Origin of the sequence: Acidiplasma aeolicum (genome assembly GCF_001402945.1) — an archaeon.
Lineage (GTDB): Archaea > Thermoplasmatota > Thermoplasmata > Thermoplasmatales > Thermoplasmataceae > Acidiplasma > Acidiplasma aeolicum.
Genome location: NZ_LKBG01000111.1, coordinates 1 through 16,957, shown reverse-complemented (window position 1 = coordinate 16,957; position 16,957 = coordinate 1). Strand labels below are relative to the sequence as shown.

Annotated in this window: 21 protein-coding genes; 11 read left to right on the top strand and 10 right to left on the bottom strand. The window is 34.1% G+C overall.

What is annotated here, in order from left to right; all coding sequences use genetic code 11:
- Window positions 1-9 precede the first annotated feature (9 nt).
- Entirely contained in the window at window positions 10-2,010 is a 2,001-nt protein-coding gene (locus AOG54_RS03155) for a 4Fe-4S binding protein (RefSeq protein WP_055032404.1), read from the bottom strand.
- Window positions 2,011-2,245: 235 nt separating this feature from the next.
- A complete protein-coding gene (locus AOG54_RS03150; protein ID WP_156324179.1) occupies window positions 2,246-3,094 on the bottom strand; it encodes a hypothetical protein in 849 nt (282 codons plus the stop codon).
- A gap of 94 nt (window positions 3,095-3,188) precedes the next feature.
- Between AOG54_RS03150 and sfsA the strand changes: the two genes are divergently transcribed.
- From sfsA to ftsY, 4 genes are read left to right on the top strand one after another with little or no spacing between them, the layout of a single operon-like run.
- Window positions 3,189-3,899, top strand: coding sequence for a DNA/RNA nuclease SfsA (gene sfsA, locus AOG54_RS03145; RefSeq protein ID WP_055032402.1), 711 nt, complete (start codon window positions 3,189-3,191; stop codon window positions 3,897-3,899).
- Window positions 3,900-3,932: 33 nt separating this feature from the next.
- Window positions 3,933-5,171 (top strand): phosphoglycerate kinase, encoded by a 1,239-nt coding sequence (locus AOG54_RS03140; RefSeq protein ID WP_048101161.1) that lies wholly within the window; start codon window positions 3,933-3,935, stop codon window positions 5,169-5,171.
- 2 nt (window positions 5,172-5,173) lie between these two features.
- Complete coding sequence (gene pfdA / locus AOG54_RS03135) at window positions 5,174-5,572, top strand: prefoldin subunit alpha (protein WP_048101162.1); 399 nt, start codon at window positions 5,174-5,176, stop codon at window positions 5,570-5,572.
- A complete protein-coding gene (ftsY, locus tag AOG54_RS03130) occupies window positions 5,572-6,525 on the top strand; it encodes a signal recognition particle-docking protein FtsY (protein ID WP_054964435.1) in 954 nt (317 codons plus the stop codon). Before pfdA ends, ftsY begins: the two co-directional genes overlap by 1 nt.
- Here ftsY and AOG54_RS03125 read toward each other — a convergent pair.
- Both AOG54_RS03125 and AOG54_RS03120 read right to left on the bottom strand, forming a co-directional pair.
- A complete protein-coding gene (locus AOG54_RS03125; RefSeq protein ID WP_048101164.1) occupies window positions 6,517-7,191 on the bottom strand; it encodes a helix-turn-helix domain-containing protein in 675 nt (224 codons plus the stop codon). The two genes, ftsY and AOG54_RS03125, sit on opposite strands and share 9 nt — an antisense overlap.
- A 64-nt stretch (window positions 7,192-7,255) precedes the next feature.
- A complete protein-coding gene (locus AOG54_RS03120; protein ID WP_236692449.1) occupies window positions 7,256-7,729 on the bottom strand; it encodes a hypothetical protein in 474 nt (157 codons plus the stop codon).
- A gap of 96 nt (window positions 7,730-7,825) precedes the next feature.
- On the opposite strand from AOG54_RS03120, the gene AOG54_RS03115 reads away from it, so the two are divergent.
- Window positions 7,826-8,773 (top strand): hypothetical protein, encoded by a 948-nt coding sequence (locus tag AOG54_RS03115; protein ID WP_048101166.1) that lies wholly within the window; start codon window positions 7,826-7,828, stop codon window positions 8,771-8,773.
- Here the strand turns inward: AOG54_RS03115 and AOG54_RS03110 are convergent.
- Genes AOG54_RS03110 through AOG54_RS03100 form a run of 4 tightly spaced genes read right to left on the bottom strand, consistent with a single transcriptional unit; the run spans window position 8,768 to window position 11,977 of the window.
- Window positions 8,768-9,217 carry a YbhB/YbcL family Raf kinase inhibitor-like protein gene (locus AOG54_RS03110; protein ID WP_055032400.1) on the bottom strand — a complete coding sequence of 150 codons (450 nt, stop codon included), beginning with the start codon at window positions 9,215-9,217 and terminating at the stop codon, window positions 8,768-8,770. The two genes, AOG54_RS03115 and AOG54_RS03110, sit on opposite strands and share 6 nt — an antisense overlap.
- Before the next feature lie 22 nt (window positions 9,218-9,239).
- The gene (locus AOG54_RS03105; protein WP_048101168.1) at window positions 9,240-11,261 is read right to left on the bottom strand and encodes a heavy metal translocating P-type ATPase; all 2,022 of its coding nucleotides are present in this window, start codon (window positions 11,259-11,261) and stop codon (window positions 9,240-9,242) included.
- Between the two features lie 5 nt (window positions 11,262-11,266).
- Entirely contained in the window at window positions 11,267-11,404 is a 138-nt protein-coding gene (locus AOG54_RS09500) for a YHS domain-containing protein (RefSeq protein WP_084779411.1), read from the bottom strand.
- 54 nt (window positions 11,405-11,458) lie between these two features.
- Window positions 11,459-11,977 carry a TRASH domain-containing protein gene (locus AOG54_RS03100; RefSeq protein WP_054964434.1) on the bottom strand — a complete coding sequence of 173 codons (519 nt, stop codon included), beginning with the start codon at window positions 11,975-11,977 and terminating at the stop codon, window positions 11,459-11,461.
- Window positions 11,978-12,099: 122 nt separating this feature from the next.
- On the opposite strand from AOG54_RS03100, the gene AOG54_RS03095 reads away from it, so the two are divergent.
- Window positions 12,100-12,426 (top strand): hypothetical protein, encoded by a 327-nt coding sequence (locus AOG54_RS03095; RefSeq protein ID WP_048101170.1) that lies wholly within the window; start codon window positions 12,100-12,102, stop codon window positions 12,424-12,426.
- Here the strand turns inward: AOG54_RS03095 and tatC are convergent.
- Together tatC and AOG54_RS03085 are read right to left on the bottom strand one after the other, a co-directional pair.
- A complete protein-coding gene (gene tatC, locus AOG54_RS03090) occupies window positions 12,406-13,230 on the bottom strand; it encodes a twin-arginine translocase subunit TatC (RefSeq protein WP_048101171.1) in 825 nt (274 codons plus the stop codon). The genes AOG54_RS03095 and tatC overlap by 21 nt on opposite strands.
- A 1-nt stretch (window position 13,231) precedes the next feature.
- The gene (locus AOG54_RS03085) at window positions 13,232-13,543 is read right to left on the bottom strand and encodes a twin-arginine translocase TatA/TatE family subunit (protein WP_048101172.1); all 312 of its coding nucleotides are present in this window, start codon (window positions 13,541-13,543) and stop codon (window positions 13,232-13,234) included.
- Between the two features lie 340 nt (window positions 13,544-13,883).
- Here AOG54_RS03085 and AOG54_RS03080 point away from each other — a divergent pair, with 340 nt between their 5' ends.
- The 5 genes from AOG54_RS03080 to AOG54_RS03060 are packed head-to-tail and all read left to right on the top strand — an operon-like array spanning window position 13,884 to window position 16,901.
- A complete protein-coding gene (locus AOG54_RS03080) occupies window positions 13,884-14,933 on the top strand; it encodes a twin-arginine translocation signal domain-containing protein (protein WP_048101173.1) in 1,050 nt (349 codons plus the stop codon).
- Window positions 14,934-14,947: 14 nt separating this feature from the next.
- Window positions 14,948-16,147, top strand: coding sequence for a cytochrome b (locus tag AOG54_RS03075; RefSeq protein ID WP_048101174.1), 1,200 nt, complete (start codon window positions 14,948-14,950; stop codon window positions 16,145-16,147).
- Window positions 16,137-16,331 (top strand): hypothetical protein, encoded by a 195-nt coding sequence (locus AOG54_RS03070; RefSeq protein WP_054963799.1) that lies wholly within the window; start codon window positions 16,137-16,139, stop codon window positions 16,329-16,331. The genes AOG54_RS03075 and AOG54_RS03070 overlap by 11 nt, the downstream gene beginning before the upstream one ends.
- Window position 16,332: 1 nt before the next feature.
- Window positions 16,333-16,671: a hypothetical protein gene (locus AOG54_RS03065; RefSeq protein ID WP_048101175.1), complete on the top strand. Its 339-nt coding sequence runs from the start codon at window positions 16,333-16,335 to the stop codon at window positions 16,669-16,671.
- A complete protein-coding gene (locus tag AOG54_RS03060) occupies window positions 16,668-16,901 on the top strand; it encodes a hypothetical protein (protein ID WP_048101176.1) in 234 nt (77 codons plus the stop codon). The genes AOG54_RS03065 and AOG54_RS03060 overlap by 4 nt, the downstream gene beginning before the upstream one ends.
- Window positions 16,902-16,957: the final 56 nt, after the last annotated feature.

Sequence of the window (16,957 nt, the reverse complement as noted above, 5' to 3'; positions counted from 1 at the left end):
AAAGATATTTTAAATTAGTTTATCCTTTTTAGAACCAGAGGTATCTTTCTTTTTTTCACCGCCAAGCCTTTCCCTTAAATAATTTCTAACATCGTATACAAATATATTATCATGTGGGCATGCCTCTATGCAGTCGCCTATTCCTACACACCTTGAATCCTTGTACGCACCAGTTTTTATAAAACTGCCGGGCATGGCGGAATTTCCAACAGGGCATGCTGTTGCACAATCCCTTGTTTTACATGTAAGGCAGGTATCTGAATCCCTGACCTTTAACTTAAAAAATCCGAATCTGGAAACAAACCTGTTAAAGTTACCCCAGTGACAGTATCCTGTGTTTATGCACGCATAGGATCCAAGAAGGGGCATGGTTATAAAAACTATATACCAGACAACACCGAAATAAAACAGGTAAAGCATGTATTCCGGATCCGTACCATAGAAATAAAATGATGTTATGTGTATTGAATCCAGAAATGATAAAACCGCTGTAATTCCAATTGAGGCATAAACAATCAAGGAAACAGTTTTATAAAGTCTCTGGCCCGATTTATTATTTAGTGTAATTGCCCTGCTTGTTTTTGTCTGCCTGTTGAATTTTTTCATTGAATCATAAAATGTACCCTGATACATAACAGGTGCGGAACAAAATACCGAACATAGCTGTCTTGACCCAAACAATAATGATAATATGCCACTTATAACATATGTTAAAACCATTGGTATGATTAATAATGGAGCAACTGGACCACCAGAACCTATTCCCATGGTCCAACCAATAAATGGAATCATTGAATTGTTTGGAATTAAAAATGATGGAACAATTACAGTGTAAAGTGCATAGGCAAGAAGCATCAGAATTAACCTGATTTTATTTTCAATCTGTTTTGTTGTCCTTATTTTAAATACCACAAGTGACCCCATTTCTATTCCCATCATTATTAAAAACCATGGAGAAAGTGCAACATCAGCGAAAAAGACGATAAAATCATAAAGTGAGGCACTGATAATGTTTATGATGCTTCCGCCTATTGAGGCAAGTCCCATTGAGATTAGATACGTGCCGGCACCATAGTACTGGGCATCAAATGTTAATCCCATGAAAAATTCTGATGTAAAAACCATGGTCATATACAAAACTGACCATCTTCTGGCTGTAATCCAGAAAAATTGTTTATCGTCAAAATTGTATCTTAAAAGACCATTAAGATAAACAATCATATCAATAATCATTGAGGCTGAAATCAGGTAAACGTTTTTACTGTACTGCCATATAAATACCCCCGCCATCATTAATGTATATGCTCCCAAAAGCTGTAGAATGTATTTTCCCTCTGTTTTATGAAGGGATTGCTTTCTATAAAGATATTCAAAAATGTAAATAAAAAAGCCGGTCATTATGGCACCGGAAAGATAAACTGCAACCCTGGCATATAAAGAATTATTTATCGCAGTTGGCATTAATAGCATTACCAGAGACTGCATTGCAAAAATAATAAATACTAATTTTTTCAGAGAATTTTTTAAAATTAAAGACGTTATGAGCATCTCAAATGCCATTGGGAATACAAACCAGTACGTTGATACGGCCTGAAATACTGCATTTAAAGGTTGTAAAAATAAAAAATGCAGGTAACTGTTAGCAGTAATCAGATTAAAATCTATACTCATAATTAATTCATCAAATATAACAAAAAATATTGTATAATAAAATAAAAACGATTTTTTTACAGAACCTGAATTCTGCATAAGATCTGATAAAAATTTAAATAAAAATGGAAGCACCTCCAGCATCATTATTATTACTGAAAACTCAATTGTCTTTAACAGCGATAATATAAATATAAAATAAAATACTGGAGCAATGAGCATGCTGTTCATCATACCCAGAATTAAATAAACAAAAAATTTATTCATGATGTTATCTGCCCTTCTGGATAGGTTGATTGCATAGGCCATTGCCACAGCCATAAGGCCTGTAATTAACCATAATAAATATATTGGATTCATAAAGACTATTAAAGCATTGAATAAAAACTAATAATGATAATTATAGTAAATGTTCTATAAGAAATAAGGATGAATATTAAAGAATAAAGAGTCTTTTAATATTTGATAATTTAATTTTTCTAAAATATACAAGGAGGTATAAACACTTCAAAGAACTAATTTTGTATACAAAATAAAATTAAAAACCTTATTGACAGCTTTTGTTAAATAATGTAAAGAAAAAATAAAACACAAATTATAGTAATGGATGTGCTGGAGGATTATTTGGGGGATTTGTGGGATTTATGGGAGGTAATGGTGCTACTGGTTGAGGACCATTACCTATCTTAACCGGGCCTGTGGGTGATGTAACAGGTGTTGACGGCTGATTATTAACCTGATTATTTATATTGGCAAGTAAGGTACTATTTGAAAGCCCCAAATGGTATGACAAATTATTAAAGCTGGAATTTCCAAGTAAGTAAGCCTGATTAAAAAAGTTATTAAGATTAATTACAAAGGTAAAATTAGTTAAATTCACTGTTGCATTTGTTAGATTTACACTAACAAGAATGCTATATGATGCTGTACCATTATTAAAGGTGGAGTTTAAAAGAACCGAGGCAATCAGACTTGCATGATTAATAGTTGCATTTCTTATATAAGAATTTACAGCACTGGCATCTATAATGCTAACATTGTATATGGTTACATTATTAAGTGAAACATCTATTAACGTTGCATTATAAATTACTGTATTGTTAATACCATCATTCATAATTGTAACATTATTTAACCTTGAGTTATTTATATATGAATACTTTATCATTGCATTGCTAACATATGTATTATTTAAGGATGCATTTGTTATATATGCATGGTTTATTTTTGAGGAATTTATAGAATAGTTTTTTATATATGCATGGCTAACCGTACCATTTTGAATTGTACCGTTAATGAGATAACCATTATTGGACCCCACTGCCTTTTCGTTTATATAATTTGAATTATTATTTACAGCTGGATTAAATGCCATTTCCACAAATATGGCTGCTATTATTATCGCAATGATTGCAATAATTAATTTCCTGGTTCTATTAATCATATCAATTATATATATCACAAGCTTGTATATAAATTTGCTTATCTATATATGTATAAAATAAAATAATTAAAATGCTTTTAATTATTGTCATATTATGGATGGCACAGGCCCATTTATCGGCATTCATGAAAATACTGTTATTATGAGTTTTGAGAAGATTTATAAAGCAATATTTGTAAAAAGAATAAATAGATTTCTAATGGAATTAAATATGAATAATACTAATATTCTTGCCCACCTGCATGATCCAGGAAGGCTTGAGGAGTTATTATATCCCGGAAATGAAATTTTTATCCGTGAGGCCCACGGGAAAAAAACAGATTACTCGGTAACTTTTATAAAAAATGGTGATGTATACACATTTAATGATTCAAGATTCCATAATAAAATCGCATCCAATTTTATAAGGCCGGGATACATTTCAGAGGTTGTTGTTGGAAATCGCCGTATTGACTTTAAATATAATAATGCATACATAGAGGTTAAATCATGCACCCTTGTGAATTATGGTGTTGCAATGTTTCCTGACGCGGTAAGTGAGAGGGCATCACATCATCTGGATTTACTAATAAATCTTATTAATAAAGGATATGATGCATATGTTTTATTTTTGATATTTAATAACAATGCCAAATCCTTCGCACCAAATTTTGATCGTGATATAAAATTCTCGAATAAATTTATCGATGCTTTAAAGAGTGGGGTAAAAATGAGATTTTTGGTTTTTGATACAGATCTTAAAAACATATATTATAAAAAAGAAATCTATCTGGATAATAGCTTCATAAATAGGTTTATTAAATAAAAAAATTTTATTACAACATGGGAATTACGATTCATGAATAATTACCCATTCTTTACCATGGACGACTTTGATTTTGATAATAAATGCGTGTACCTAAGGATTGATATTAATTCACCCATAAACCCAATTACGCAGGAAATTATGGACGATTCACGGCTCAACTCATATTCTGAAACGATAAATGAATTATCAGATTCAAAACTCGTCATAACCGCACACCAGGGAAGACCCGGGGATGATGATTTTACCTCATTAAAATATCATAGCAGGTATCTATCAAAATTAATGGGCAGGGAAATACTTTTCATAGACTCACTCTTTGGAAGCTCTGTTGATTATGCAGTTTCAAGAATGAAGAAGGGCGATATAATAATGCTTGAAAATACAAGATTTTACAGTGAGGAGGTTTCAATAAATTTCAACAATTTTAACATAATAGAGAATACGCATATTGTAAAAAATCTTTCAAAACTCTTTGATTATTATATAATAGATGCATTTGGTGCAGTTCACAGGCCACATACAAGCCTTATAGGTTTTAAAAAATCCGGCCCAATGATTGCGGGAAGATTAATGGAAAGAGAAATATCAATGCTTGATAAGTTTAAGTATTCAAATCAAAGGCCAAAAATTGCAATTCTTGGCGGTTCAAAGGTATCAGATGCTGTTAAGGTTTCAAGGTCATTTTTTGAAAAGGGCATAGTTGATTACATTCTTTACGGTGGTGTGGCAGCCAATTTATTTTTGCTTGCATCAGGAAAAAACATAGGCAAACGGAATATTGACTTTATAAAAAATAATAACAAAAATTATTTGGAATTAATAGACATGGCTAGAAATTTAATTGAAAAATATCCTGAAAAAATAATATTACCTGATGATTTTATACTAAATCCATCTCAAAAAAATATCACATTGAAAGATAATGTACCTGATAATGAGCTTCTGGCAGATATAGGTTTTAACAGCATTGAAAAGTTTAAGGATTATATTAAAAGGGCCAAAAATATATTTATAAATGGGCCAATGGGAATGTATGAAATAAATGAATATTCCATAGGAACAAGGGAAATCCTTGATGAGATTTCAAACAGCAGTGCAATGAAAATAGTGGGTGGGGGACATACCATTAGTGCAGTAAATAGATTTGGATTTAGAAAATATATGGATTATGTATCAACAGGTGGTGGTGCATTGATAAATTATTTATCCGGTGATTCAATCCCAGTTATAGATGCATTAATAGAGAATAAAAAAATGTTTGGTGATTAAAAATGGCAGATCAGGAAAATGTTTTGGACCAGCTTGAGTATTTAAAAAATCTCATCGAAAATATAAATGGCAGGATTGAAATAATTGCAAAGACACTTCAGGAAACCTCTGAAACCGCCTCCTTACTGGAAAATAATGAGTATCAAAAGTCAGAGGATGTTAAAATATCAATAGGGTCAGGCCTCTTTGCAAGGGCAACACTAAATACAGATAAAATTCTTGTTCCTGTTGGATCAAATGTTTATATAGAAAAGGATAGGGCGGATGCACTTGAGGATTTGAAGGCAAATATAAAAAATCTAAATGATTCCTATAATAGCCTGATAGAACAGAAGGAGAAGGTTCAAAACAATTATGATGCACTTGTATATGCAATACAAAATGCAAGGGGAAGCAATTAATGTTTGACAAGTTAAAGAAAAAGTTTTCTGAAATATTTTCGAAACAGAATGATAATAATTCAGTTGTTGAAAACGATGTTTCATCAGAAAAACAGGTAAATGAAGAAAATACTGGAAAGGAAGGTAACCAGAGGGTTATTAAAAGATCTGAAATTGATAATCAAATAATGGAAATCCTGCTTGAATCAGATGTTTCCCTGGATTCCGCGGATCTGATTACTGAAAAATTAAAGGAACGTATGGGGAAATTAAAAAGAAGGGTTGACTTTTATTCGGTTGAGGATGAGTTAAAGAATGTTATTAAGGAAATAATATCTGAAAATCAAAATAGATTCGATATACTTAACCCGGGTAAAAAACCATATATAATTTTGTTTCTTGGTATAAATGGAACCGGAAAGACAACAACCATAGCAAAGCTTGCATATTACCTGAAAAATAATGGAAAAAAGGTTGTTATCTCGGCATCCGATACATTCAGGGCAGGTGCCATAGAGCAGATCTCAATACTGGGTAAGAATATAGGTGTGGAGGTAATAAAACATGATTTTAAGAGTGACCCCGCATCTGTTGCATTTGATGCCATAGAGCACGCAAGGGCAAGGTCGCTTGATTATGTTTTAATAGACTCTGCAGGTAGAATGCAGACCAATAAAAATCTCCTTGATGAAATGAAGAAGATAAAGAGGGTTTCAAAGCCGGATTTAACCCTTCTTGTACTTGATGCAATGATCGGCCAGGACGTTATAGAACAGGCAAATACATTTGCCAGAGAAATTAACTTTGATGGTATTATACTTACAAAACTAGACACTGATGCAAAGGGTGGCGCTGTAATTAGCGTATCTACAGAAATAAAAAAACCAATATTATTCGTTGGCACAGGCCAGAATATGGATGATATTATGCCATTTGACCCTGACTGGTATATAAATAAAATTTTCTCATCTTAACAAATTCATTACCCCGGATATAGATTTATAATCCATATCAGTTTTAATTAATGGTATATTTTCTATTTCAGATAATTTAATTGCGAGCTCATCAACATTTTCCGGTTTTATATAAACCACTGCCGCCGGTTTGAGTGGGTGAGCCCTTATGGCTATCATTGGGCTTCTTCCTATTGAAACATCGGTTATAAAGATTATTCTCTGGCTTGACCACCCATAAAGTTTGGTATACTCAGCATATGAGAACTGAAGTATGGCCTTTATGCCGTCAATCATTGTATAACCCCTTATATTTCTTTTTAAATCCGCCTTTGAGCATGATTTGCCCCTTATCTTGGGAAGAATATATTCTAATGAAATATCATGGTCATAGTCCTTTATATCGAGAAGGGCATCTGATGGTATTCCGCTGTTATACCTTCTTAGTATGTGCCCACCGCGCTTTTCCTCTATGCTTATCATGGCGTTTACAATTTTTTTTATTGATGATGCACCTGGTGATTTTCTTCTGCCTGATTCATAATCGCTGATAACTGATGGGGAAACATTCATAAACCTTGATAGCTCCATCTGTGATATGTTAAATTCCTCACGCCATTTTCTTATTGTTATTCCAGGATTGTCGGAAATTGTAATCTCACCGGCAATTTTTTCAACTATATCCATGCTTATTTAATGACAAACTCAAATAAAAATATATCCATTCGATTATAATTATAATTTATATCGCTTATTTGTGAAAATATTTTTTATTTATTAATCCCAGAAATATTCCCCAGACCATGCCAAAAAATATATGCATGGAATAATAAAACAGTGTGGATGCCTTATGATAATTTTCATAAACATATAGATGCAATAAAAATATATTTACCGGAAGGCTGAAAAGAATAAGTATTAAAAATCCGGCCAGCAAACCTATTAAAAATCCTTTGCGACTGTTAAAAATATTAAATGGTTTAATATAAAACGATATTAACGCTGCAAAAAATCCAACAACTGTGCCAACTAGAAAATGCATTAATAATCCAGATGACTGGGCTGTGATACCATAAAAATGGAAGAGTTTAATTCCTATATCGGTAAACTGTATTCCGATACTAATTCCAGATAATGCATCAAAAATATAAAATGCAGAAGCCTCGAAAATTGCGGCTATGAATCCGGAAACCAAACCAAATAGCAGGTAATTTCTAACTCCCATTTTTAGATATAATTGCATCATTGCTTAAACATATTATGCATAAAAATTTAAAATCACCTTCAATAAAAATATATATGCCATTGGTAATATCAGATAATGGCGTTTGATACAGGTTTATGGCTGGATTCACATCATGCAGGGTATAATTTAAGCAACAGCGGCATGTCCGGTGTTCTTGACATAAAGAAATATTTTAACATCAATGACCATTATACGGAAAAGGATTTTATAAATGAAATAGCCAGCTTGCATGATGTTGACCCTGATAGAATAGTTATTACGCATGGTGCAACAGAGGCCTTTGGATTAATAATGCTTGATTTAATGAGAAAGGGTTTTAAAACCTGTAATGTAAATGTTCCAGAATATGAATTAATATATAAAACACCTGAAATTTATGGTTATAAAAAGGGTGAAGATGGGATATATGCATTAAGCCTTCCAAACAATCCAACAGGTACCATGCCTGAATTAAAAGGCGGTTATAAAACTGCCGTTATAGATGAAACATTTTATGAATTTTATTCTGACCTGAATAAATTTAGGCATGACTCAGGATATTTAATAAATACATTTACAAAGTTTTATGCCGGGGATGACCTTAAGCTTGGTTACATTATTGCCCCTGATAGGCAATCAGCACTTGACATATATGGTTATAAGGGCCTTGTGGTGGAGAATGTTTCATATATAAATGTGTCTGCAGGCGTTAAGATCTTGAGGGATCATGATAAAATTGCATCATTTGTCAGGGGTATTGTAAGTTCAAATCACAGGATATTAATTAATAACATGGGGAAATTAAAATTCTATAAAAATATAAAGCCACTAAATGTTCCAGTATCCTTCGTTGATTATTCAGAATATACAAAAATGGATTCAGATAAATTAAGCGATATCCTTGCGAAAAATGGGGTTAGTGCTGTTCCCGCAAGATTATTTGGAGTTACTGGAACATATCTAAGGGTATGCATTACAAGACCAGATTTCCCTGAGGCATTTGATAAATTAAAGGAGATTCTTGAAAATATTGAAAAATTATAATCTTTCATATACACCCATATATGTTGTCTTCTCCTTATTTTTTACAGTATTATATGCCTCAGCCACAGAGATTTTGTCCCTGTCTATTCTTTTATCCTGCACATAAAGGTTGAAAAAATATCTGTGCGGGCCATTGCCCTTTGGTGGGCATGGTCCTCCATAACCAGTTTTTCCAAAATCGTTTTTACCCTGATAAAACCCATCCTCGGTTATTGAATTTTTATCAATATCCTCATGCAGTATATTCACAGATGCCGGTATATTGTATATTATCCAGTGGGTAAATAGTCCCACAGGAGCATCAGGGTCATTCATAATAATCATATAATGCTTCCCCTCCGGTATACCTGAAACATGTATTTCCGGGGATATATCATCGCCATCACACGTAAACCTTACCGGTATCCTTTTACCATTTTCAAATGCATTTATGCTTATCTTCATGTATAAGTTAATTATTTTGTTTTTATAAACTTATTGACCTTCTAATTGATTTCTTTATTCTTAGGGAATTTAAAACAACCGTTGTGGAACTCATACCCATTGCAAGTGCTGCAAGTATTGGAAGCACAAAGTATATAGAAAGCCCGAACAGTGGAACAAGTATGCCGGCCGCAACAGGTATAAGTGCCGAGTTATATCCAATTGCCCATCCTATGTTCTGCCTTACCTTTTTAATTGTTTTTCTTCCAATGATAATCATATTATAAACGTTTTTTAGGTCATCCTTTAATAGTATAATATCACCATTTTCTTTTGTTATGTCAGAACCTGAGGACATTGATACACCAACGTCGGCAGCCTCCATTGCAATTGTATCATTTATGCCATCGCCAACGAACATTACATATTTTCCATCCCTCTGCATCTTCTTTACTATTTCTGCCTTCTGGTCTGGTTTGATATTATAATAATATTTATTGATATCAAGATCATGTGCAATGTTTACTGTATTCTCCTTGCTGTCGCCGGTTACAATTGCAACATCAATTCCATTTTTAATAAGCTTTTTAACAGCGATTTTTGCACTATCCCTTAATTTATATTCTATTTTTATTTCGGCAAGTTTTTCGTTATTGTAATTTAGCACGGTAAAATTGCCATCCCTGGTAACAGAGATTTCACGGCCATTAAAAGCACCCTTAATGCCAAATCCCGGTATCTCCTTTATATCATTAATTGTATAGGTGTCATGTGGGAGTTCCTTAATGTAATTAACAATTGCACGTGCAGCCGGATGATTCGATGCCTGTTCTATAGAAATTAACATGGAGTTGACAAGCATCTTATCGCCATAATACCTCATGTATGACACATTTGGGCTGTTATTTGTTAGGGTTCCAGTTTTATCAAAGATTACCATGTTTATGTGCGATAAACGATCCATGGAACTTGAATTTTTAATTATTATTCCATTTTCAAGTGATTCATTTGATGATATTAGCAACGTAATTGGTGCAGCAAGTCCTATGGCACATGGACACGCTATAACTATAACTGAAACAAAAACAAGGACAGATATTATTAAGGATATGGGGTCCCCCTCATGATTTAAATAAATAAACCAGAATATTGAAGAGCCAAGTGCTGCTGATATAACAACCGGAACAAAATACGATGAAAATACATCGGCAATGCGCTGAATTTTTGCCCTTCCCATTGCTGCCATCTGTATTAATGAATACAGTTTATTAACAGTTGAATTTGGGCCCACCGCGTTAACTTTTACAATTATGCTACCATTTATATTTTTTGTGCCTGAATAAACATTGTCATTTTCGTGCTTTAGTACCGGCATCTGTTCACCGGTTATCATTGATTCGTCCACCTCTGTTGTACCCTTTATTATTGTTCCGTCCACTGCAATATTCTCTCCGGGTCTTATTAGAATGGCATCCCCTGTTTTAATATTTTCATAGGCCACATCATGTACATTACCATTGCTATACATATGGACACTTTCTGGTATTAATTCCAAAAGCCTGTGGGCAGATGAGTTTGCTGCCCTCTTTGTCAGGCTTTCTATATAACCACCTGTTAGTATCAATGTGATAATAAAAACTGATGCATCATAATATGTGTATTTAACTGGAAAAACATTACCATCAAATGTAATGAATAATGAAAAAATAAATGCCGTTAATGTTCCGAGAGTTATCAGCAAATCCATGTTTCCTGATCTATTTTTAATGGCCCCATACGCACCATGATAGAAGCCAAGTCCGGAATAAAACTGTACTGGCAGTGCCAGCAAAAGCAGTATGTAATTCCTGTACGGTGATACTAGAGCATAATTTAGTATTAATATGGGAATTGAAAATGACCAGGCTACAATTAACCTAATTTTTAACGATTTTTCCTCCCTTTCTGGCTCCCTAAATTTTTCAAGACAGCCAGTTGAGCAGAAGTAATATCTTGTTCCATCCTTATCAAGATAGAGATCAGTATCCTCTGAAACGTACATCCCACAAACAGGGTCTATTGCCATTAAAATTACCTTGTATACTTTACTGGATTCTTAAGGAATTCATTCTTGCAGTGTTCACAGCAAAAGTAATAAGATTTCCCATTATATTCTGCCTCTATCTTTTTATCAACCTTCATTCCGCATACAGGATCTATATTTGCCATAATCTAATTATATATACAGAGTATAAATCGATTTATATTGCATAATGCTAAAATTTAATATTTTTCCAGTGCATTTTGTCTTTTAATAAATGTTGATTTGCATGTATCACAGCAAAAGTAATATTTTTTTCTGTTTATCTCATACGTTTTTGGAACGGATACTATTTTGCCACCGCAGAAATCGCAGTAAAGATCAATATTAAAATTTTCAGACCCCCTCTCTCTATGCCTGGCAATATGTATTTCATCATAATTCAGGTTATTTAAAAAATTTGAATCCGATGAAATGACCATATATTTTCCATTGGTTAGCTCAAAATATTCTGTTAATAATTCCTTTTTTATGCCGTCAAGGCTTTTCACAATGGCAATAATATAATTGCTTTCTGTATTCTGTTTTATATTTACAGTGTAGCTTTCTATCACACTATTTTCCAGTTTTTTTATTATTAATGCAACAGTATTTCTGCTTAAATTTAAATTCCTTGATATTTCTGAAATATTCTGTCTTGAATTTTTAATCAACTCCCTGAGAATTCTCGACTCATTTATTGTAAGATTTTTTGATTCCATGATATATAATTAATTATAATGTATATATTTTTGCCCTATATTGTGCACAATGCATTAAAATATTTGGTACAACACTTCAATATAAATAAAAATGTATTTATAATGTAAAAATATGCTAATATATGTTTGAGTATGATGCAGGAAACGGCAAAATAATGGTAAGTGAGGGTATTAAAAAAATTTTACAGAATAATGTGTTATTATTAAAAATTACACTTGAACAGGGACCATGCACTGACAATATGTGCCAGCTTATAAAAAAACCATCATATGAAATAAATAGTGATTTTAAGTACAAGGATTCATTTAAAATAGATAAGGATATAAAAATAGAGATTCCTAAGGATATTTATAACTCAATAAGTCATGAAAGGGACAGAGTTGTTATAAAGGATGGAATATCTGGAAAAATTGTAATTAGGGGTCTTTCACTGGTCGGCACTGCCTGATGGATTTTCAGAGCTCTCAAATTTCTTTTCAGCCTTTTCTGCGAAGTATATTCCACCAAAATATAGTGCAATCATTGGTATTGCTATGATTACCATTGTAAATCCTGTTACCCCTGGAGAAAATATCATACCATAAACCAAAGCTCCTATGACAGCATATCTCCAGTTTTCCCTCCAGGTTTTTGCTGTAACTATTCCAAACCTGCTTAAACCTGTCATAAAAACAGGTATCTCAAAGGATAATCCAAAGGCAATTATGTACATGAATAAAAATGATGTAAAGCTTGAAACACTTACTGTTGGCGATGCACCAAGGCCAACATCAAATGCGGTAAATATTCTGAAGAGTTCAGGTGCAATGAAATACACACCAACAAATGCACCTGCGAAAAATAATAATGATGCAGGAATTATTATGGATTTTAAAAGGGCAACCTCGCTTTCCTTTAATGCGGGGGTTACAAATTTAGCCACATGATAAATAATGACCGGCATTGATATCATAACTGCAAGTGCAATACATGTGTAAAAATCAGCCATCACACCATCCACCGGCTTTATTATAAGCAGCTTTGTACCGCTTGGAAGTATATGGTCACGTAACAGTAATAGGGCCTGTGCACCAATATTGTCATACGGATCAGGATATATGAAAAGGAATCTGTGGCCCAAAAAAATTATATATTTTACCTGAAATACCACAAAAATTACAAAAAATACGCCAAAAACAGCAAGGATTCTTATTAACCTATATCTTATCTCATCGGAATATTTTAAGAAATACTGAATTAACTCGTTGTCCATATTAATTTGTCTTTGTTTCGGGTGTTCTGTTTAATTTCTCATTTATCTCTTTTATTATCTGGTCTATTGTCTTATTGTTTGTGTCTATGTTAAGGTCCTGTGCAATTTTCATGTAGTCAACCTGGCCCTCGGGCTTTGGTGCAGAGGAATTCATGCTATTTTTTAATTCGTTTTCTATCTCCATCTGTCCTCTTTTATATTCCCCTGTGGCCTTTCCAAGATTTCTGGCCATTTCAGGTATCTTTTTTGTGCCGCCGAAAATGATAAGGGCAACAACTATAATTATCAACCAATCCATTGGTGCATCAAACATTAATGATCACTAATACTGTATTTAATGGATAATATTTAAATATTTCTAAACGCCAAAACCATTAAAAATGCCTGATTTTATTGATTTTCAAAAATATTTTTTATTCATTTTTATTTAAAATACCGTGAAAAACATGATGAAAATTCTGTGATGTACTACATATAAAAATTATATAATGATATTAAAATTATATAGAAAAAGTAAAAGTTAAGAGCAAATACAGGTAATAATAAGAAGGAAATAAATATAATAAGATGAAAAACGTAATTTTTATTTTATATATTGATAATTTGATTTTTTTAATGACAAAATATTTATATAAACAATAATTAAACTGATTATGAACAAAGGTAATAATGCAGTTCCAGAGCCTGAAAGAAGGGCCTTTCTTAAAGGTGCCGGTCTCTCAGTGGCCGCGCTTCTTGTTGGTGGGCTTTCCTTTGAGAGATATGTTGTTCCAAAGGACCGTGGAATTCCTGTGATGGATAATTATCCACTTGCCATACTCGAGGACCCGCAGGGAAATCCAATTACGGTTGCGGATGTTGAACAGTACGCCGTGTCTTCCACGGCAACCAGTGCAAATATTTTGGTTTTTAATTATCCACTTCAGGATGAGCCGACATTTCTGATAGCCATTAAGGGTGTTAAAATAACAACACCTGAGGATAGCATAGTGCCCACAAGCGGTTTTGCCCCAGTGTCCCCATCCTCAAAGGCTCCAATGACAGGGGTTATTTATGATCCTTTTAATGATATATCTATAATAGCATTAAGTGGGATATGCCAGCACCTTGGGTGTGTGCCACCATTTCTTGATTATCATCCAGGGAAAAGCATACCATTTGAGGCCCAGCTTGTTGGATATAAGACCAACGGCACTGGTGTTTTTGAGTGGCCAACCAATGGCCTTATATATTGCAAATGCCATGGAAGCCAGTACAACCCTGTATGGGGTGGCAGCAATTTATATAACAATGGAGCAGCACCAAGTCCGGCAAACCACTCATTACCGCAGATAATGCTTGCCACAAATAACAGCCCTGATTCTTCTCTTGACGACCCTTCTACATTTACCGGTAGTTATATTTTTGCCTACGGTATAAATTCCAAAAATGCTGTGATAAGGACACACCTGCAGTATCCCGGAGGCCAGACCTATGGCCCGCAGGTTAAAAAGGAAAACCTAACAGGCGGAACCGCAATACCAACGTCAACACAATCAATTCCCAGCACAATTTATACATACAAGGATACACCTTCAAATATTGAGACCGGTGCTCCAAGCAGCTTTGATGTAAATCAGGTAAATGGCTCTGTGGTTTTATATAAAACAGTGGTTGTAAGCAATTCCGGACCATGGAAGGGTAATTTCCACAGGCTTCCATAAAGGGTGAGTAAAAAATGGAAAAAGCAGAATATGAAAAAAATGAGTATGATTTAACGAAAATAATGGAAGAAGAAAAAGATCTGCCGGAAGGTACATATAAAATAGGATTCAGGTCAGTTACAACCAAAGGTTACAGAATAGATGAGTGGACCGGTGCATGGGTTGCAACGGCTTTAATATATCAGATAGTAACAGGAATTATTATATTCTTTTATTACAGCCAGGTTGACCCCTACAGGGCAACAGAATACATAATAGATGATGTTCCGTTTGGCCATATTATATTAACATCACATCTGTACATGGCATATGCAATGATCGGCCTTGTGTATTTCCATATGATGAGGCAGTGGCTTGTCGGGTCATACCGTGGAAAATGGAGATGGCTTCAGTGGATTCTCGGTGTCGTTTTATTTTTGCTCACAATACTTACTGCCATACTCGGTTATATGCTGGCAAACACTGCAATAGCAATGGCAGCCCTGCATATAGGATTGCTGTTCATGCAGAGAAGTGTTCTTGGCAGAATACTCCCTGGTGCATTTATAAACTGGCTTGAGGGAATACTTGTTGGTAATTATACAACCACAGCCACATTCTCACATCTATTGGCATTACACGTTGCAGTTTTTTCCACGCTAATGCTTGCAATATTCGCGGTGCATTTCATGCTCTTTGAAAGGTCCGGCCTTGCAAATGACGATAAAACAGAAAAGGGAAAAATGATACCATGGTACCCAACAAATCTTTTATATGCAGTATTCTCTGCAATAATAATCATAGGTGTAATCATAATATTCGCAGCTGCATTCCCGCAGAAACTAACGCTTGGATATGGTTCACTGGCATACGGCACCTTCCCTGTGCCTGACTGGTACATTACACCTGTATATAAGCTAATGGATGTCGCAGGTTACGGGCTAAGCACCGGTGGTGTACCATTAATTATTGGCATACTAATATTCATACTGATAATACCATTCATAGACAGGTACCATAAAAAAGGTGTCCTTGAAAGGCCATGGATAACAGCATTCGGTGTCTATTTAGTTTTAGGACTTGCAGTTATGACAATATGGGGATACTCACAGCCAGGTCTTACCCAGACAAGGCTTCTAACAGAATACCTGTGGTGGTCACTAACATTGATTTCATTCCTGCCAGTATACGCCATGAGATTTGCAAAGAAGGACGGTGATGCAAATGCAAACTAAGAACATAATTTATTTAATTGGTGTAATCCAGCTTGTGGTCGTTGATCCTCTAATGTGGTATTTCACGCAGGTGAAGCCATACGCATATGAGAGGTACTGGGCCATAACGCTGGTAATAAATTTATTTTTGTTCGCTGCCATAATATTTATGATAATGCAGAGAACCATAAAGGAGAGGGTGTAAAATGGATAAAAAATCATTATATTTATATTATTATGCGATGATTGCCTACTGGATTGGAAGTGTGCCATTTGTGCTTTATGCTATACTGATAAAGCCTGTGGGAAAACTTTACCATGAACAGCCTTACACCATGATATCGCCCGTATTTGGCAATTTCGGTGTATATGAGGAGGGACTTCTGGTAATAGCCCTGGTATTCATCTTCATATCCATTATACTTCTGGGTATATCCATAGCCCATAATAAATCAACCAATGGAAAGATATCAAGAAGGACAATTATAACGCCGATACTGCTTTACATATTTACCTTTGCGGCTTTAGGGGGTGCAATATTATGACGGAATCACCAATGGAATGGTTTAAAAAGATGAAAAAGAGATCAAAATACCTGATGTACACTGGGATAGTATTTCTTATAATTTCAATTCCGACATTTCTGGACTATGACATGTTCCCAAGAATCAATGCCAATGATGGCCCTCATCAGATTGGCAGCTGGGTATCCTTCTTCTTTACCTTTGTGGGCTTTATACTCCTAATACTTGCCTTTGGTGAGGAGGATTTATAACCCAAAAAAATTCTTAAATCCCTCCATGAATACTATGAAATGGCATTTATCATAGA

Excerpts from the sequence above, each read along its gene's own strand:
- AOG54_RS03115 (WP_048101166.1), top strand. The coding sequence starts at position 7,826 with ATGGCGTTTGATACAGGTTTATGGCTGGATTCACATCATGCAGGGTAT.
- sfsA (WP_055032402.1), top strand. The coding sequence starts at position 3,189 with ATGGATGGCACAGGCCCATTTATCGGCATTCATGAAAATACTGTTATT.
- AOG54_RS03140 (WP_048101161.1), top strand. The coding sequence starts at position 3,933 with ATGAATAATTACCCATTCTTTACCATGGACGACTTTGATTTTGATAAT.
- AOG54_RS03095 (WP_048101170.1), top strand. The coding sequence starts at position 12,100 with ATGTTTGAGTATGATGCAGGAAACGGCAAAATAATGGTAAGTGAGGGT.
- AOG54_RS03150 (WP_156324179.1), bottom strand. The coding sequence starts at position 3,094 with ATGATTAATAGAACCAGGAAATTAATTATTGCAATCATTGCGATAATA.
- AOG54_RS03120 (WP_236692449.1), bottom strand. The coding sequence starts at position 7,729 with ATGGGAGTTAGAAATTACCTGCTATTTGGTTTGGTTTCCGGATTCATA.
- AOG54_RS03110 (WP_055032400.1), bottom strand. The coding sequence starts at position 9,217 with ATGAAGATAAGCATAAATGCATTTGAAAATGGTAAAAGGATACCGGTA.
- AOG54_RS03155 (WP_055032404.1), bottom strand. The coding sequence starts at position 2,010 with ATGAATCCAATATATTTATTATGGTTAATTACAGGCCTTATGGCTGTG.
- AOG54_RS03070 (WP_054963799.1), top strand. The coding sequence starts at position 16,137 with ATGCAAACTAAGAACATAATTTATTTAATTGGTGTAATCCAGCTTGTG.
- AOG54_RS03085 (WP_048101172.1), bottom strand. The coding sequence starts at position 13,543 with ATGTTTGATGCACCAATGGATTGGTTGATAATTATAGTTGTTGCCCTT.
- AOG54_RS03125 (WP_048101164.1), bottom strand. The coding sequence starts at position 7,191 with ATGGATATAGTTGAAAAAATTGCCGGTGAGATTACAATTTCCGACAAT.
- AOG54_RS09500 (WP_084779411.1), bottom strand. The coding sequence starts at position 11,404 with ATGGCAAATATAGATCCTGTATGCGGAATGAAGGTTGATAAAAAGATA.
- AOG54_RS03105 (WP_048101168.1), bottom strand. The coding sequence starts at position 11,261 with ATGGCAATAGACCCTGTTTGTGGGATGTACGTTTCAGAGGATACTGAT.
- tatC (WP_048101171.1), bottom strand. The coding sequence starts at position 13,230 with ATGGACAACGAGTTAATTCAGTATTTCTTAAAATATTCCGATGAGATA.
- AOG54_RS03100 (WP_054964434.1), bottom strand. The coding sequence starts at position 11,977 with ATGGAATCAAAAAATCTTACAATAAATGAGTCGAGAATTCTCAGGGAG.
- AOG54_RS03080 (WP_048101173.1), top strand. The coding sequence starts at position 13,884 with ATGAACAAAGGTAATAATGCAGTTCCAGAGCCTGAAAGAAGGGCCTTT.
- AOG54_RS03060 (WP_048101176.1), top strand. The coding sequence starts at position 16,668 with ATGACGGAATCACCAATGGAATGGTTTAAAAAGATGAAAAAGAGATCA.
- ftsY (WP_054964435.1), top strand. The coding sequence starts at position 5,572 with ATGTTTGACAAGTTAAAGAAAAAGTTTTCTGAAATATTTTCGAAACAG.
- pfdA (WP_048101162.1), top strand. The coding sequence starts at position 5,174 with ATGGCAGATCAGGAAAATGTTTTGGACCAGCTTGAGTATTTAAAAAAT.
- AOG54_RS03075 (WP_048101174.1), top strand. The coding sequence starts at position 14,948 with ATGGAAAAAGCAGAATATGAAAAAAATGAGTATGATTTAACGAAAATA.
- AOG54_RS03065 (WP_048101175.1), top strand. The coding sequence starts at position 16,333 with ATGGATAAAAAATCATTATATTTATATTATTATGCGATGATTGCCTAC.